The organism is Pseudomonas sp. SL4(2022) (assembly GCF_026625725.1).
Lineage (GTDB): Bacteria > Pseudomonadota > Gammaproteobacteria > Pseudomonadales > Pseudomonadaceae > Aquipseudomonas.
In genome coordinates, this window is record NZ_CP113060.1 from 1,668,707 (window position 1) to 1,683,377 (window position 14,671).

Genomic DNA, 14,671 nt, shown 5'->3' on the forward strand with positions numbered 1-14,671 from the left:
AAGCAGTCGAGCACTCTCTATAGTGGCGACCAGACGCCGACGACGCCCAATCAGTCCGCCTACCCTTAGAGGGATCCTACCGTGCACGCCATGCTGCCCCTGCTCGACCAACTGGCCTTTCCGGCGATCCGCCGCGGTCAACTGGAAGCGCTGCAGATCAACCTGACCTACCGCTGCAACCAGCGCTGCCTGCATTGTCACGTCAATGCCGGGCCGACGCGCACCGAGGCCATGACCGATGAAAGCCTGGCGTTGTTGCATCAAGTGATCGACGCCCACCCCGTACACACCCTCGACCTCACAGGCGGTGCGCCGGAGATGCACCCACGTTTTCGCGAGATCGTCAGCCACGCGCGCCGCGAAGGCCTGCGGGTGATCGACCGCTGCAACCTGACCATCCTCAGCGAGCCGGGGTATGCAGGCCTGGCGCAGTTTCTCGCCGACCAAGGTGTGGAAATCAGTGCCTCGCTGCCCTGTTACTCGCGCGATAACGTCGACAAGCAGCGCGGTGATGGTGTGTTTGATGCCAGCATCCGTGGCCTGCAACAGCTCAATGCCCTGGGTTACGGCCAGCCGGGCAGTGGCCTGATCCTCAACCTGGTGTTCAACCCACAAGGTCCAAGCCTGCCGCCGCCACAAGCGGCGCTCGAAGCCGATTACAAACGCCGTTTGGCCGAAGATTTCGGCATCGTCTTCAACCACCTGCTGACCATCACCAATCAACCGATTGCACGCTTTGGCAGCACCCTGGTCAGCAAGGGCCAGTTCAACGGCTACATGCAGCTGTTGCGCGACAGCTACCGGCCGGAAAACCTCGAACCATTGATGTGCCGCAGCCTGGTCAGCGTCGACTGGCAGGGCTACCTGTACGACTGCGACTTCAACCAGATGCTCGATTTGCCGCTGCAGTTGCAGGGCCAGCTGATCGGCCGCGAGCGCGCGCACCTGCGTGACCTGCTGCGCGCCAGCCTGGATGGCAACCCGATCGTCACCCGTGATCATTGTTACGCCTGTACGGCTGGGCAGGGTTCCAGCTGCGGCGGCTCACTCACTTCCTAAGGATCGAAGCATGCAACCAACCAGTCTGACCGGGCTGTTTTTCTGGGGTTTTCTTGTGGTCTACGGCGTGCTGATGTTGGCGCTGTCGCCGCGCGCGGTGACCCTCGGCGGCTTCTTCAATGGCGAGGACAACCAGGGCCGCAGTGCCAGCCCGTGGTTAATCACTTCCAGCATTTTTATCAGCTGGATCTTCGCCAAATCGGTGACCAACGCCGCCAATCTGGGGGCCACTTATGGTCTGGTCGGCGGCCTGGCGTATGCCATGTACTGGTTGTCGATTCCGCTCACCGGTTTCGTCATCTACCGCCTGCGCCGCCGTTACGCGGCCACCGGGCTGGTGAGCTTCCTGAACAGCCATTATGGCCGTGGCGCAGCGCTGGCGTTCTCGGCGGCGATCCTGATCCGCCTGTTTAACGAGGTGTGGAGCAACACCGCGGTGGTTGGCGGCTATTACGGTGACTCGGGCAGCTTCGAATTTATCGCCGCCGCCCTGCTGTTTACCGCCGTGACCCTGGCCTACAGCCTGCGCGGCGGGCTGCGCAGCTCGATCATTACCGACGCGGCGCAAGCGGCGATCTTCGTCATTGCGCTGGTCTGGGTGCTGGGCATGGTGTTGCCGCAGCACTCGCCCCGCGAGTTGGCCAGCACCAGTCATTGGGCGTTGAGTGCTGGCGTCGACCTGCTGCTGGTCGCCGGCTTGCAAGCCTTCAGCTATGGCTTCCACGACCCGGTGCTGACGGATCGCGGCTTTATCAGCGAAGAAAAGTCCATGCGCCGCTCCTTCCTGATTGCCGGCATTCTCGGTTTTATCGCCATTTTCGCCTTCAGCCTGATCGGCGTGCATGCCCAACTGCTGAGTGTGCCGGCTTCCGACAACGTGCCGGCCGCGCTGGCGAAAACCATGGGGATTGGCGCGCTGTTGCTGATGACCGTGGTGATGGTCTCCGCCGCCGGCTCAACCCTGGACTCGACCTTCTCCAGCCTGGCCAAACTGGTCGGCCGCGAGCTGCCAAAACTGGCCGGCCGCGATCTCGGGCAGAAAGCCATTGGCGTCGGGATGGCGGTGATGGTGGTGTTTGCCCTGCTGGGTAACCTGCCGATGATCGCCGGCACCGACATTCTCAAGGCCACCACCATCAGCGGCACCATGGTCATCGGCCTGGCCCCGGTATTTGTTCTGCATGGCCTGACCACGCCAACCCGCCTGGGTTTTCATCTGAGCTTCTGGACCGGTCTGGGCCTCGGTGTAGCCCTGACCCTGAACTGGATTCCGCAGAGCTGGGCCATCGGCGACGGCAAGTACGCCCTGCTGCTGGGCACCAACCTGTATGGCCTGGGCCTCTGTGTGTTGGGCTACCTGCTGCCGGGCTGGTTGTCGCGCCGCCCGCAACGGACAGCTTGATGCGCGCCGGTCGCGATTGCCCGCTGGATTACCGTTTGCGGCGCGAGGCCTTTGCCGCTGAGCCGCTGTTTGCCTGCGACACGCTGTATGTGGCCGGTGGCCTGTATGGCAACCGTCAGGCCTTGGCGGCCCTGCAGCAGCGTGTGGCCAGTGAGCCGGGCGCGCGCCTGGTATTCAACGGCGATGCCCACTGGTTTGACGCCGATGCTGCGATTTTTCAGCAGATTGAGCAGGGCCTTGCGGGCCATCTGGCGCTGCGTGGCAATGTTGAAACCGAACTGGGTCGTGCCGATGACAGCGGCGCGGGCTGCGGTTGCGCCTACCCGATGAGCGTGGATGAGGCCGTGGTCGAGCGCTCCAATGCCATCCAGCAGCAGTTGAAGCGCACCGTGCACGGCATCCCCGGCATGGCGCAATGTTTGGCCACACGGCCCTGCACGGCGGTGGTCAGCGTGGCGGGGCAACGCGTGGCGATCAGCCATGGCGACGAGCAGTCTCTGGCTGGCTGGAGTTGTTCGCGTGAATCGCTGTGCGAGACGGCGCGTCAGCACGAGCTGGACCAATGGTTCGCCGCGCAGAACATTCAGGTGTTGGCCACCAGCCATACGTGCGCGGCGGTGGCGCTTAACCTGACGCACGGCGCGTTGATCAATAACGGCGCGGCCGGCATGAGCAACTTTGCCGGCGGTCGTTATGGCCTGGTCAGCCGCATCGCCCGTACGCCCCACCCGGCTGCGCTCTACCGTGCCGAGCGCGACGGGGTGTTTATCGAGGCGCTTGCATTGAACTACGACCACGATGCCTTCCTCGCCGATTTCGACCGCCAGTGGCCAGCCGGCAGCCCGGCGGCACTGTCCTACCGTTCACGTATTTTGGGTGCTGTGGCCGACCAGCCGCAGCATGCCCTACTGGCCGGCTTTAGCCTGTGCCACAGCCTGTGCGCTCTGGAGGCGCTGACTGATGAATAGCCGTAAATTGGCCTTGATGGGCGTGATTCTCGCCTTGCTGGGCAGCTTCTTTGTGTTCGACGTTGGCCAGTACCTCAATCTGGAGGCGCTTAAAGCACAGCAGGCTGCATTGAATGCCCAGGTAACGGCGCAGCCCTGGCTGGCGGCCGGGGTGTTCTTCCTCGCCTATGTGGCGGTCACGGCATTGTCCTTGCCCGGTGCGGCGTTGATGACGCTGCTGGCCGGTGCGCTATTCGGCCTGCTCGAAGGTTTTATTCTGGTGTCGTTCGCTTCGACGCTGGGGGCCACGTTGGCCATGCTCAGCAGCCGTTTTCTGCTGCGCGACTGGGTGCAGAGCCGCTTTGGGCAGCGCTTGGCGGGTATTGATGCGGGCATTGAGCGTGAAGGCGCGTTTTATCTGTTTGCCCTGCGTCTGGTGCCAGTGTTCCCGTTCTTTTTGATCAACCTGGCCATGGGTCTGACCCGGCTGCCAGCGCGCACCTACTGGTGGGTGAGCCAACTGGGCATGCTGCCGGGCACGTTGGTGTTCGTGAACGCCGGGCGTGAACTGGGCAAGCTCGATTCGCTGGCCGGCATTCTTTCGCCGGGGCTGCTCGGTGCCTTTGTGCTGCTCGGCGTATTCCCGCTGATCGCGCGCAAGCTGCTGGGCCTGATTCAGGCGCGGCGGGTGTACGCCGGTTGGGATAAACCCAAGACCTTCGACCGCAACCTGCTGGTGATCGGCGCGGGTGCCGGTGGTTTGGTCAGCGCCTATATTGCGGCGGCGGTGAAGGCCAAGGTCAGCCTGATCGAAAAACACCAGATGGGCGGCGACTGCCTGAACACCGGCTGCGTGCCGTCCAAGGCGCTGCTGCGTTCAGCCAAGCTGGCCAATGAGTTGAAGAAAGCCCCGGCGCTGGGGTTTAGCGCTGTGCACGGCACGGTGGATTTCCCGGCGGTGATGGAACGGGTGCAGCGGGTGATTGCCGACATCGAGCCGCACGACTCGGTCGAACGCTACACCGGCTTGGGCGTTGAGGTGATTCAGGGGCAGGCGAAAATCCTCTCGCCCTGGAGCGTGGCGGTCAACGGCCAGACCCTGACCAGCCGCAACCTGATTATCGCCGCTGGCGCACGGCCGCTGGTGCCGAGCATTCCGGGCCTGGATCAGGTGCGCACGTACACCTCGGACACCATCTGGGGCCTGCGCGAACAACCGCGCTGGCTGCTGGTGCTGGGCGGCGGGCCAATCGGCTGCGAGCTGGCGCAAGCATTTCAGCGCCTGGGCAGCCAGGTGATTCAGGTGGAACTGGCCGAGCGCTTATTGCCGCGTGAAGACGCAGACGCCAGCGCGCTGGTGCTCAACAGTTTGCTGGCCGATGGCGTCGACGTGCGCCTGCAACACCGGGCGGAACGCTTTGAAGTGGTCAACGGCGAGCAGCGCATGATTGCCCGCCGTCAGGACACCGGCGAAGAAGTGACCATCGCCTTTGATGGCCTGCTGCTGGCGCTGGGCCGGGTGGCCAATGTCAGCGGTTATGGCGTTGAAGAGCTGGGCCTGACCCTGCGCCCCAACGGCACCCTGGAAACCGACGAATACTTGGCCACGCGCCTGCCCAATGTCTACGCCGTGGGCGATGTCACCGGGCCTTATCAATTCACCCATGTGGCGGCGCATCAAGCCTGGTACGCGGCGGTGAATGCGCTGTTTGGCAGCTTCAAACGCTTCAAGGTGGATTACCGGGTCATCCCGCACTGCACCTTCACCGACCCGGAAGTGGCACGCGTCGGCCTCTCGGAGACAGAAGCGCAGGCCAAGGGCATTGCCTATGAAGTGACGCGCTACGGCATCGACGACCTCGACCGCGCGATTGCCGACGAGGCCGCCCACGGCTTTGTCAAAGTACTCACCGTGCCGGGCAAGGATCAGATTCTTGGCGTGACCATCGTCGGCGAACATGCCGGCGAATTGCTCACCGAATACGTGCTGGCCATGAAGTACAACCTCGGGCTGAACAAGATTCTCGGCACCATCCACAGCTACCCGACCATGAGCGAGGCGAATAAATACGCCGCCGGTGAATGGAAGCGCGCGCATGCCCCGCAGGGCTTGTTGCGCCTGGTCCAGCGCTTTCATGCCTGGAGGCTTAAGTGAGGCGCATCGGGCTGCTGGCCGCGCTGTTGCTGGCCCCGCTGGCGCAGGCGGAAAACGTGCTGAACCCATGGACGGCCGGGCCACCGGCGGGCGAATGGTCAACGCCGTGGAAGCTGGCGGATATCCCCAAGCTGAAACCCTCGGTGCGCACGCTGGTAGAGCTGGACGGTCAGCCCGTGCTGCAAATCAAGGCCGATGCGGCGGCGGGTGGTTTGCTTCATCCGCTCGATTTGCCCGGCGATCAACCCTGGCAGTTGAGCTGGCAATGGCGCACCGAACAGGCCTTGGATCAGGCCCGTTTTGCCACCCGAGAAGGCGACGACTACGCCGCGCGCGTTTATGTACTGCTCGATTACCCGCTGGATTCGCTGAGCTTCGCCACGCGGCAGAAGCTGCGTCTGGCGCGCACCTTCTTCGACCCCGACCTGCCGGCGGCGACCCTCAGTTACGTCTGGGACAACCGCGCGGCCCCGGGCACCCACGCGCGTAGCGCCTACACCGATACCGTCGAAATGCTTGTGCTGCGCGGCCCGGAAGCACCACTGGGGCAGTGGCAGCGCGAATCGCGCGACCTGCGCGCCGACGCTATTGCCGCTTTCGGCAGTGCACCGCGCAAAATCCTCGGCGTGGTGTTTGCCGCCGACAGCGACAACACCGGGGAATCGGCGCACAGCTATTTTGCTGCGCCGCAGTTGCAACGCTAACGGGGCTAAGCACATCCAGTACCATAAGGGCCCCGTTTTCATGATGGATACGCGCGATTGAGCACTCACTACGACCTGCTGTTGATCGGCGCCGGCCACGCCCACCTGGGTGTGCTGCGGCGCTGGGCCTTGGTCGAGCGGCCAGCGGGGCGCATTGCCTTGCTCAGTCCGGGGCCGGTGGCTTGGTATTCCGGCATGTTGCCCGGTTTGCTGGCCGGGCGGCATCGGGCGGAGGAGTGTCAGGTCGAGTTGCTGGCGCTGTGCCGTGCGGCCAAGGTTGAGTTGATCATCGCGCCGGTTGAAAGCCTGTCCGCCGCGCAACAGCTGGTGCAAGTGGCGGACGGCCGTACGTTCAGCGCGCAATGGCTGTCGCTGAATGTCGGCGCGGGCATCCGCACGCCGGCGCAGCAGGGCAGCGCCATGCAGTTGCTGGCAGTCAAACCTTTCGATGAGTTTCTGCAGGGTTGGCAGCGCTGGCAGGCGCAGCCCGAACCTGTGGCGATTCTCGGTGGCGGTGCAGCGGCGGTTGAACTGGCGTTGGCCGTGGCCGACAAGGTGCCGCAACTGGCCCTGTTCTGTGCCGGTCACCTGCTCGATGGCTTGTCGCCTGGCCTGCGTTTACGCGCCCTCGGCCATCTGCGCCAACGCCGGGTGCAGGTGCGTGAAGACTGCCCCATCAGCCAGATCAACGGCGACAGCTTGTTGAGTGGCACTGAACCCGTGTGGCGCGGTTTACGCTTGCTGTTGGCCAGCGGCGCGGCGGCGTGGCCGTGGCTGGCGCACAGTGGTCTGGGATGTGATGAACAGGGCTTTGTTTTAGTGGCGCCCACGTTGCAGAGCTACACCCAGCCCAGCCTGTTTGCTGTGGGCGACTGCGCCAGCCTGCCGGGTGCGCGCAAAAGCGGGGTCTATGCGGTGCGCCAGGGGCCAGTGCTGGCGTTTAACCTGCAAGCGGCCCTGCGTGGCCAGCCACTCAAAGCCTATCGGCCGCAGCGTCATACCCTCGCCTTGCTGGCCACTGGCGATGGCGGCGCGCTGATGGACTGGTACGGGCACAGTGCCGGCGGCCAATGCCTGGGTCGCTGGAAAGACCTGCTCGACAAGGGGTTTATCCACCGTCACAGTTTTTGAACGGCCCACTGATCCGGCAGCAGGATTGCCGTTGTTAATTCAGGTGCGACCAACGTTTTCTGGCCCTGGCTGGACTTGGGTGTTCGAATCAGGCGACTAGGTGAAGTTGGCCGCCAGGAGCGACACCCGCTATGGTCTATAGAATTAACGACGATGGCCGCTTGCCCGGCCAATTGTCCGCATCATCAGGGCGAGTTACGAGCTTAAATAGTCTGGCGGTGCGCCGCGGGCTGTTTCTGGTGTTAGCCGCGCCAGAATAAAAATAACGAGGTTTGTCATGCGCTCTGCGTTTATTACCTACCCCAAGGCCTGCGCGCTGCATGCCCTGGGTCTGGCCGGGTTGATGGTGGCGTACCAGCAGATGCAAGTACCCTGGTTTGTCAGCGTCCCGTCCTTTTTGCTGCTGGCCTTGTGGCCGTGGCTGGGGCCCTGGCAGCGTCAGGATGAAGGGGTGCCAACGGCGACCCAGGCCGACGATGAGTTTGTTGGTATCAGCCAAAACCTGTCACGGCACACCTGCCATAACGCGCTGGCTTCTGCCGAAGTGGCCCATGCCGCGCATCAGGTGGCCGGCAAGCTGCAATCGCAATTGGGCGCGACCGAGCAAATCAACCACGCCGCTGAAGCCATTATTCAGACCGAACAGAACACCGCTCAGCGCGCCGAACACACCCTGCGCGCGGCACAGAGCGTGCGCGAGAACAGCGCCAGCGGTCAGCACGACCTGCGTGAGGCCATCAGCGCCATGCAGCAACTCAGTGCGCAAACGGCCACCAGTCGCGAGCTGATTGACGGCCTCAGCAGCCGCACCGAACAGATCGAGAAAGTCACCCTGGTGATTCAGGCCATCGCCAGCCAGACCAACCTGCTGGCGCTCAATGCGGCCATTGAAGCGGCCCGTGCCGGTGACCTCGGCCGTGGCTTTGCCGTGGTCGCCGATGAGGTGCGCAACTTGGCGGGCCGCACCAGCAGCGCCACCGAAGAGGTCGGGCAGATTGTCAGCGACATTCGTCAGCAAAGTGTGGCGGTGGTCAGCCACATGCAACAGCAGGGCGAGCAGTTGACCCGCGCGGCGCAACAGGTTGAGCAAACCGGCGAGCAACTGCAGCGCATCGCCAGCCTGGCCGAAGAGGTGGAGGAGCAGGTCGGGCAGATCGACACCGGCACCCGCCACAACCACGAACGCCTGGCCGAACTCTCGGTGGCCGTCGGTCAGTTGCGCGGCGACGTCAGCGACAGCGCCAGTCAGACGCAACAGCTCAGCCAGGCCGCAGAGCGTTTGGCCGGTGAAGCTGAGCATATCAGCGAGCAGTTCGCCGAGGTCGGGCTGGCGAGTTATCACCAGCGCATCTACGACCTGGCCCGGCAAGCCGCCGCGCAGATTGCCGCGCAGTTTGAGGCCGATCTGCAGCGTGGCCGTATCAGCAGCAACGAGTTGTTTGACCGCAGCTACCAGCCCATCGCCAATACCTTTCCGGCCAAGTACAAAACCCGTTTCGACAGTTATGCCGATCAGATCCTGCCGGCCATTCAGGAGCCGCTGCTCAGTCAGCACGAGGGGCTGGTCTTCGCCATCGCCTGCACCCCGGAAGGCTATGTACCCACGCACAACAATGCCTTCAACCATCCACCCTGCGGCGATCGCGCGGTGGATATCATCAAAAGCCGCAGCAAGCGCCTGTTCAATGACCGCACCGGCATCCGCTGCGGCAGTCACCAGAAGCCGCTGCTGTTGCAAACCTACATGCGTGACACCGGCGAGCTGATGCATGACCTGTCCGTACCCATCATGGTTCAGGGCCGGCATTGGGGTGGCATTCGCCTGGGTTACAAGCCCGAGCCGTGATGGGCCTGACCATGCCTGGCCGTGATAGGCACCATCACGGCTTTTGAATTATCGCCCGCGGCCAACGCGCGTAAGCTGCCGCTCTCTTTGATCATCACGGCCTGCGCCCCAAGGAATACACCATGAAGATTCTGCTGGTACTGACCTCACACGACCAACTGGGCAACACCGGACACAAAACTGGCTTCTGGCTGGAGGAATTCGCTTCGCCTTACTACGTGTTCAAGGATGCTGGCGCGCAGCTGACCCTCGCCTCGCCCAAGGGTGGCCAGCCGCCGCTGGACCCAAAGAGCGACGCCCCTGATGCGCAAACCGCCGCTACCGAGCGCTTCCGTGCTGATCCGGCAGCGCAACAGGCGCTGGCCAACACCGTGCCGCTGAGCCAGGTGAAGGCAGATGATTTCGACGCCGTGTTCTATCCAGGCGGCCATGGTCCACTGTGGGATTTGGCCGAAGACCGTACCTCCATCGCCCTAATCGAACACTTCCAGGCACAGAACAAACCCGTGGCTGCGGTCTGCCACGCTCCGGGTGTGCTGCGTCATGTCAAAGCGGCCAACGGTCTGCCGCTGGTCAGCGGCAAGAAAGTCACCGGTTTTAGCAACAGCGAAGAGGCTGCGGTACAGCTGACCGACGTGGTGCCATTCCTGGTGCAAGATATGCTCATCGCCAACGGTGGCCATTACACCAGCACGAACGATTGGCAGAGCCATGTAGCGGTAGATGGCCTGCTGATCACCGGGCAAAACCCGGCCTCATCGGATGCCACCGCCGACGCGTTGATCCACCTGCTCAAGCAGGCCTGAAGCAGACGGAGTGAAGGGGGGCGACCATGCAACTGAATGCCGACTTTAGTCAGCGCGCCCTGATCCGTGCGGCCGACAGCCCCTGGGTGGCCTCACCCATGCCAGGGGTGGAGCGGCGCATGCTGGACCGCATCGGCGAGGAGGTGGCACGCGCCACCAGCATCGTGCGCTACGCGGCAGGCTCACGCTTCAGCGCGCATCACCACCCCGGCGGCGAGGAGTTTCTTGTGCTCGAGGGGGTGTTCTCCGATGAGCGCGGCGATTACCCGGCCGGCACCTACGTGCGTAACCCGATTGGCAGTCATCACGCGCCCTTTAGCCGCGAAGGCTGCACCATCTTCGTCAAATTGATGCAGTTCGATGTGGCCGATGACCAGCCTGTGGTGATCGACAGCACCCAGGCGCAATGGCGGTCCGGCCTGGTGCCGGGCTTGCAGGTGTTGCCGTTGCACCAGCACGGCACCGAACACGTGGCGCTGGTGCGTTGGGCCCCCGGCACCTACTTCAATGCCCACCGGCATTGGGGCGGCGAAGAAATCCTGGTGCTTGAAGGCACCTTTCAGGACGAATTCGGCGACTACCCGGCCGGCAGCTGGCTGCGCAGCCCGCACCTGTCACAGCACACGCCGTTCAGCGAAGCCGGCTGCCTGATCTGGGTGAAAACCGGGCACTTGCCCGATTAACTGCCTGTGGCCATCAAGCGTTTGTAGTGGTGGGTACGTCGCGCGCTTTTCAGCTGTTCCAATAACAGCGCGCGTAGCGGCGAGACCCCAGCGTGGGTGTGCTTGCCTAGGCTGAGCTGGCGCAGTTGAAACTTCACCACGGCCATGTAAGCCAGGGAGGCAAACGCCTTGTTCTTCCAGCGAATAGGCGGCAATTCGGCACTGCTGGGCTGCCCGGCCTGCCATTGTTTCGGCAGCGCTGGGTTGATCGCCAAGGCCGTGGCTATCCCGGCCATGGCCACGCCGCTGGCCAGCACCTGTTCGACCACTGGCAAACGACGAATCCCACCGGTGACCATCACCGGCATCGTCGCCGCAGCGGCAATCTCACCGGCGAACTCCAGAAAGTAGGCTTCACGCGCGAGGGTGCGGCCATCACGGGCATCGCCCTGCATGGCCGGCGCTTCATAGCTGCCACCGGACAGCTCGACCAGATCAACCGCCAGCTCATTGAGCAGTTGAACCACCTGCTTGGCATCGGCCGCGTCGAAGCCGCCACGCTGAAAGTCCGCCGAGTTGAGTTTGACCGCCACGCAGAAGCTGGGGGCCACCACAGCCCGTACCGCCTTGACCACCTCAAGGAGAAAGCGCGCACGGTTTTCCAGCGGACCACCCCAGCGATCGGTGCGTTTGTTGCTGATCGGCGAAAGGAATTGGCTGAGCAGATAACCGTGCGCCGCGTGGATCTGTACGCCGGTAAAGCCGGCCTGTTCGGCCAGCTGTGCAGTGCGCGCGTAGCGCTGAATCAGGTCCTGGATTTCTGCTTCATCCAGCGCCTTGGGCACGGGGAACATTTTCGACAGGCCACCCAGCTCCAGCGCGACCGCTGACGGTGCTACGGTCTGCTGGCCAAGGTTGGCCTGCATTTGCCGGCCGGGGTGGTTGATCTGCATCCAGACCTGCGCACCCTGCGCCCGGCTGATGCGCGCCCACTCGCGGAATTTATCCAGCTGGCGCGCATCTTCCAGCACCACGCCGCCGGGGCCGGTCATGGCGCGGCGGTCGACCATCACATTGCCGGTGATCAACAGCCCGGCACCACCCTCGGCCCAGGCTTGATAGAGGCGCAGCAATTCAGCAGACGGGCCTTGGCGGGTATCGGCCAGGTTTTCTTCCATCGCCGCCTTGGCAATGCGATTGGGGATGACAGTACCGTTGGGCAGGTGCAGCGGTTGGAAGGCAGGCATGGCGTACTCCGAGGTAGCAGGTGGAGCAAGGCTAAGGTTAAAGTCAACTTTAAGGTCAATAGTGCGGAGTGATGGAATGAAAATCGGTGAACTGGCCAGCCGCACCGGGCTGGCGGCATCGCGTATTCGTTTCTATGAAGCCAGCGGGCTGATCGGCGCGCAACGTCAGGCCAACGGCTACCGCCGCTACCCGGAACAGGCCGTGCAGACCCTGGGCATCATCAGCTGTGCGCAGCAGGCCGGGTTCAGCCTGGAGGAAATCCGCCACATGCTGCCCGATGCCAACGCCGCAGGCTGGGCCCACGATCAGTTGCTCAGCAGCCTGCAGCGCAAAGTCAGCGAAATCGAAGCCATGCAACAGCGTTTAGCGCAGAACAAAGCGCAACTGCTGGGCATTATTGCCAGCATCGAAAGCAAGCCCGAAGGCATGGCCTGCGCCGAGAACGCCGAACGGGTGATGGCGCAGTTACGCGGTGCATAAGCGGTCGCCAATGTTTAGCCCAGTAACAACCAAGCATGTAAAAAACCGCATTTAACCAACGCATGGCCCTGTGTGAACCTTGCACCCATGCGCTCTTCTCTTGTGTTTTATCCCGCCCCTTTGCCCGCAGCCACGCCGCGTGATCAGCTCAAACTGCCGCAAACCTTGGCGTTTTGGGCGTTGTGGCATTGCCGTCATGCGCGTCCGCCGGATGGCCGATCGGATCGTTTCTGACTGCTCTGTCCACTCCCGTCCTCTACCAGGAAGCTGCTTATGAATGCCGCCCTCAAACCCGTTACTCCGGCCGCTGTGCGTTGCCCGTCTTACTACAGCGCCACCCTCAATGAAGAAACCGATTACCCGACCCTGCAAGGCGAGGTCAGTGTCGATGTGGTGATCATCGGCGGCGGTTTTACCGGCGTGGCGTCTGCCGTGGAATTGACCGAGCGCGGCCTCAAGGTGGCGATTGTCGAAGCCAACAAGATTGGCTGGGGCGCCACCGGGCGCAACGGCGGGCAGGTCACTGGCAGCCTGTCGGGTGATGCGGCGATGACCAAGCAGATGCGCAACACCCTCGGCGAGGAAGTCGAAGATTTTATCTGGCACCTGCGCTGGCGCGGCCACGAGATCATCAAGAACCGTGTGGAGAAGTACGCCATCCCGTGCGACCTCAAGCACGGTCACCTGCACGCGGCCATGAAGCCCACGCATATGCAGGAGCTCGAAGCCACCTACGCCGAAGCACAGCGGCGCGGCATGGGCGCTGACGTGACCCTGCTCGACCGCGCCGGGGTGCGCAGCCACCTGGCCAGCGACCTGTACAGCGGCGCGCTGAAGAACACCCGCAACATGCACCTGCACCCGCTGAACCTGTGCATCGGCGAAGCCAAGGCCGCCGCCAGCCTGGGCGCGCTGATTTTCGAACACTCCGAAGTGCTGGAGATCATCCACGGCGCCAAGCCGGCGGTGGTCACCGCCCAAGGCCGGATCAACGCCAAGCAGGTGCTGCTGGCCGGCGACGTGTACCACAAGCTGGAGCCGAAAAAGCTCAAGGGCATGATCTTCCCGGCCATGGGCGGCATCGTCACCACGGCGCCGCTGGGTGAGCGGGCAAAGGAAATCAACCCGCAGGATCTGGCGGTGTACGACTGCCGCTTTGTCCTCGACTACTACCGCATGACCGCCGACGGTCGCCTGCTGTTCGGCGGTGGCTGCAACTACTCCGGCCGTGACTCACGCGACATTGCGGCCGAACTGCGCCCCGGCATCGAGCAGACCTTCCCGCAGCTCAAGGGCATCGCCATTGACTTTCAGTGGAGCTGCGCCATGGGCATCGTGATCAACCGCATTCCGCAGTTGGGCAAGCTCTCGGACAATGTCTGGTACTGCCAGGGCTACTCCGGCCACGGCATCGCCACCACCCACATCATGGGCGAGATCATGGCCAACGCCCTGACCGGCACGATGGGCCACTACGACACCTTCGCCGCCTGCAAACACATCAAAGTGCCGCTGGGGGATGTGTTCGGCAACCCGATGCTGGCCGCCGGCATGTGGTACTACCAGATGCTGGAAAAACTGCGTTAAGAACGGTGCGGCGCTGACGCGCGCGCAGTCCGCTGATCAGCTGCCGGGGCACGGCGTTACCGGCAGCATTGAGTTTTTAATAATAATAATTATCATGTGCGCCTGAGTAGCCATCCGGCTGACCGGAGCTCACTGTGCCTGCCTCTGATTTAGACCTCTCCACCGACCTCGACACGCTCTACCGCCAGCACCACGGCTGGCTGGAAGGCTGGCTGCGGCGCAAGCTGAACGACACCTTTGCCGCCGCAGACCTGGCCCAGGACACCTTCGTCAGCGTTATTCATTCCGCTCAGGCCAGTGAAATTCGCGAACCCAGGCCCTTTCTGGCGACCATTGCGCGCCGTCTGATTGCCCATCGCCATCGCCGCCAACGCCTGGAAGACGCCTACCTTGAAGTGCTCGCCAGCCTGCCGGAAGCGGTTTATCCCTCTCCGGAAGAACAACTGCAGGCACTGGAAACCCTGCGCCAGATCGACAGCGCCCTCGACGGCCTGCCGGCCCAGGTCAAGGAAGCCTTCCTGCTCGCCCACCTGGAAGAACTCAGCTATGCCGAAATCGCCCAACGCCTGGGCGTGTCCAGCAGCTCGGTGAAGCAGTACCTGATGCGTGCCAACCGCCAATACCTGTTCGCGCTGGCCAGCTGA

13 protein-coding genes are annotated in these 14,671 nt (G+C 63.2%); 12 read left to right on the top strand and 1 reads right to left on the bottom strand.

The genetic code is table 11. From position 1 onward, the window contains the following. Positions 1–90: 90 nt before the first annotated feature. From arsS to OU997_RS08080, 9 genes are all read left to right on the top strand, one after another. Positions 91–1,059, top strand: coding sequence for an arsenosugar biosynthesis radical SAM (seleno)protein ArsS (gene arsS, locus OU997_RS08040; RefSeq protein ID WP_267809874.1), 969 nt, complete (start codon positions 91–93; stop codon positions 1,057–1,059). A 10-nt stretch (positions 1,060–1,069) separates the two neighbouring features. Continuing rightward, positions 1,070–2,461, top strand: a complete 1,392-nt coding sequence (locus OU997_RS08045) for a sodium:solute symporter family transporter (RefSeq protein WP_267809594.1) — start codon at positions 1,070–1,072, stop codon at positions 2,459–2,461. Beyond that, a complete protein-coding gene (locus tag OU997_RS08050) occupies positions 2,461–3,429 on the top strand; it encodes a hypothetical protein (protein ID WP_267809595.1) in 969 nt (322 codons plus the stop codon). Before OU997_RS08045 ends, OU997_RS08050 begins: the two co-directional genes overlap by 1 nt. Continuing rightward, entirely contained in the window at positions 3,422–5,563 is a 2,142-nt protein-coding gene (locus OU997_RS08055; protein ID WP_267809596.1) for an FAD-dependent oxidoreductase, read from the top strand. The genes OU997_RS08050 and OU997_RS08055 overlap by 8 nt, the downstream gene beginning before the upstream one ends. Beyond that, entirely contained in the window at positions 5,560–6,267 is a 708-nt protein-coding gene (locus OU997_RS08060) for a DUF3047 domain-containing protein (RefSeq protein WP_267809597.1), read from the top strand. The genes OU997_RS08055 and OU997_RS08060 overlap by 4 nt, the downstream gene beginning before the upstream one ends. 57 nt (positions 6,268–6,324) lie before the next feature. After that, positions 6,325–7,398, top strand: a complete 1,074-nt coding sequence (locus OU997_RS08065; protein WP_267809598.1) for an FAD-dependent oxidoreductase — start codon at positions 6,325–6,327, stop codon at positions 7,396–7,398. A 361-nt stretch (positions 7,399–7,759) separates the two neighbouring features. After that, a complete protein-coding gene (locus OU997_RS08070; protein ID WP_420713273.1) occupies positions 7,760–9,244 on the top strand; it encodes a methyl-accepting chemotaxis protein in 1,485 nt (494 codons plus the stop codon). Between the two features lie 122 nt (positions 9,245–9,366). Continuing rightward, entirely contained in the window at positions 9,367–10,050 is a 684-nt protein-coding gene (locus tag OU997_RS08075; RefSeq protein WP_267809600.1) for a type 1 glutamine amidotransferase domain-containing protein, read from the top strand. Between the two features lie 26 nt (positions 10,051–10,076). After that, the gene (locus OU997_RS08080; protein ID WP_267809601.1) at positions 10,077–10,733 is read left to right on the top strand and encodes a cupin domain-containing protein; all 657 of its coding nucleotides are present in this window, start codon (positions 10,077–10,079) and stop codon (positions 10,731–10,733) included. Here the strand turns inward: OU997_RS08080 and OU997_RS08085 are convergent. Then, on the bottom strand, positions 10,730–11,959 hold the full coding sequence (locus OU997_RS08085; RefSeq protein ID WP_267809602.1) for an NADH:flavin oxidoreductase/NADH oxidase family protein: 1,230 nt from the start codon (positions 11,957–11,959) through the stop codon (positions 10,730–10,732). The two genes, OU997_RS08080 and OU997_RS08085, sit on opposite strands and share 4 nt — an antisense overlap. A 76-nt stretch (positions 11,960–12,035) precedes the next feature. On the opposite strand from OU997_RS08085, the gene OU997_RS08090 reads away from it, so the two are divergent. The 3 genes from OU997_RS08090 (at position 12,036) to OU997_RS08100 (ending at position 14,671) form a co-directional block, all read left to right on the top strand. Then, positions 12,036–12,440, top strand: coding sequence for a MerR family transcriptional regulator (locus OU997_RS08090; protein WP_267809603.1), 405 nt, complete (start codon positions 12,036–12,038; stop codon positions 12,438–12,440). A 273-nt stretch (positions 12,441–12,713) separates the two neighbouring features. Then, positions 12,714–14,027, top strand: coding sequence for an NAD(P)/FAD-dependent oxidoreductase (locus tag OU997_RS08095; RefSeq protein WP_267809604.1), 1,314 nt, complete (start codon positions 12,714–12,716; stop codon positions 14,025–14,027). A 134-nt stretch (positions 14,028–14,161) separates the two neighbouring features. Beyond that, positions 14,162–14,671 carry a sigma-70 family RNA polymerase sigma factor gene (locus OU997_RS08100; protein WP_108489025.1) on the top strand — a complete coding sequence of 170 codons (510 nt, stop codon included), beginning with the start codon at positions 14,162–14,164 and terminating at the stop codon, positions 14,669–14,671.

Bases quoted from the DNA above. Each gene is read 5' to 3' on its own strand.
- OU997_RS08095 (WP_267809604.1), top strand. From the start codon at position 12,714: ATGAATGCCGCCCTCAAACCCGTTACTCCGGCCGCTGTGCGTTGCCCG.
- OU997_RS08085 (WP_267809602.1), bottom strand. From the start codon at position 11,959: ATGCCTGCCTTCCAACCGCTGCACCTGCCCAACGGTACTGTCATCCCC.
- OU997_RS08055 (WP_267809596.1), top strand. From the start codon at position 3,422: ATGAATAGCCGTAAATTGGCCTTGATGGGCGTGATTCTCGCCTTGCTG.
- OU997_RS08080 (WP_267809601.1), top strand. From the start codon at position 10,077: ATGCAACTGAATGCCGACTTTAGTCAGCGCGCCCTGATCCGTGCGGCC.
- OU997_RS08070 (WP_420713273.1), top strand. From the start codon at position 7,760: ATGCAAGTACCCTGGTTTGTCAGCGTCCCGTCCTTTTTGCTGCTGGCC.
- OU997_RS08090 (WP_267809603.1), top strand. From the start codon at position 12,036: ATGAAAATCGGTGAACTGGCCAGCCGCACCGGGCTGGCGGCATCGCGT.
- OU997_RS08075 (WP_267809600.1), top strand. From the start codon at position 9,367: ATGAAGATTCTGCTGGTACTGACCTCACACGACCAACTGGGCAACACC.
- arsS (WP_267809874.1), top strand. From the start codon at position 91: ATGCTGCCCCTGCTCGACCAACTGGCCTTTCCGGCGATCCGCCGCGGT.
- OU997_RS08050 (WP_267809595.1), top strand. From the start codon at position 2,461: ATGCGCGCCGGTCGCGATTGCCCGCTGGATTACCGTTTGCGGCGCGAG.
- OU997_RS08045 (WP_267809594.1), top strand. From the start codon at position 1,070: ATGCAACCAACCAGTCTGACCGGGCTGTTTTTCTGGGGTTTTCTTGTG.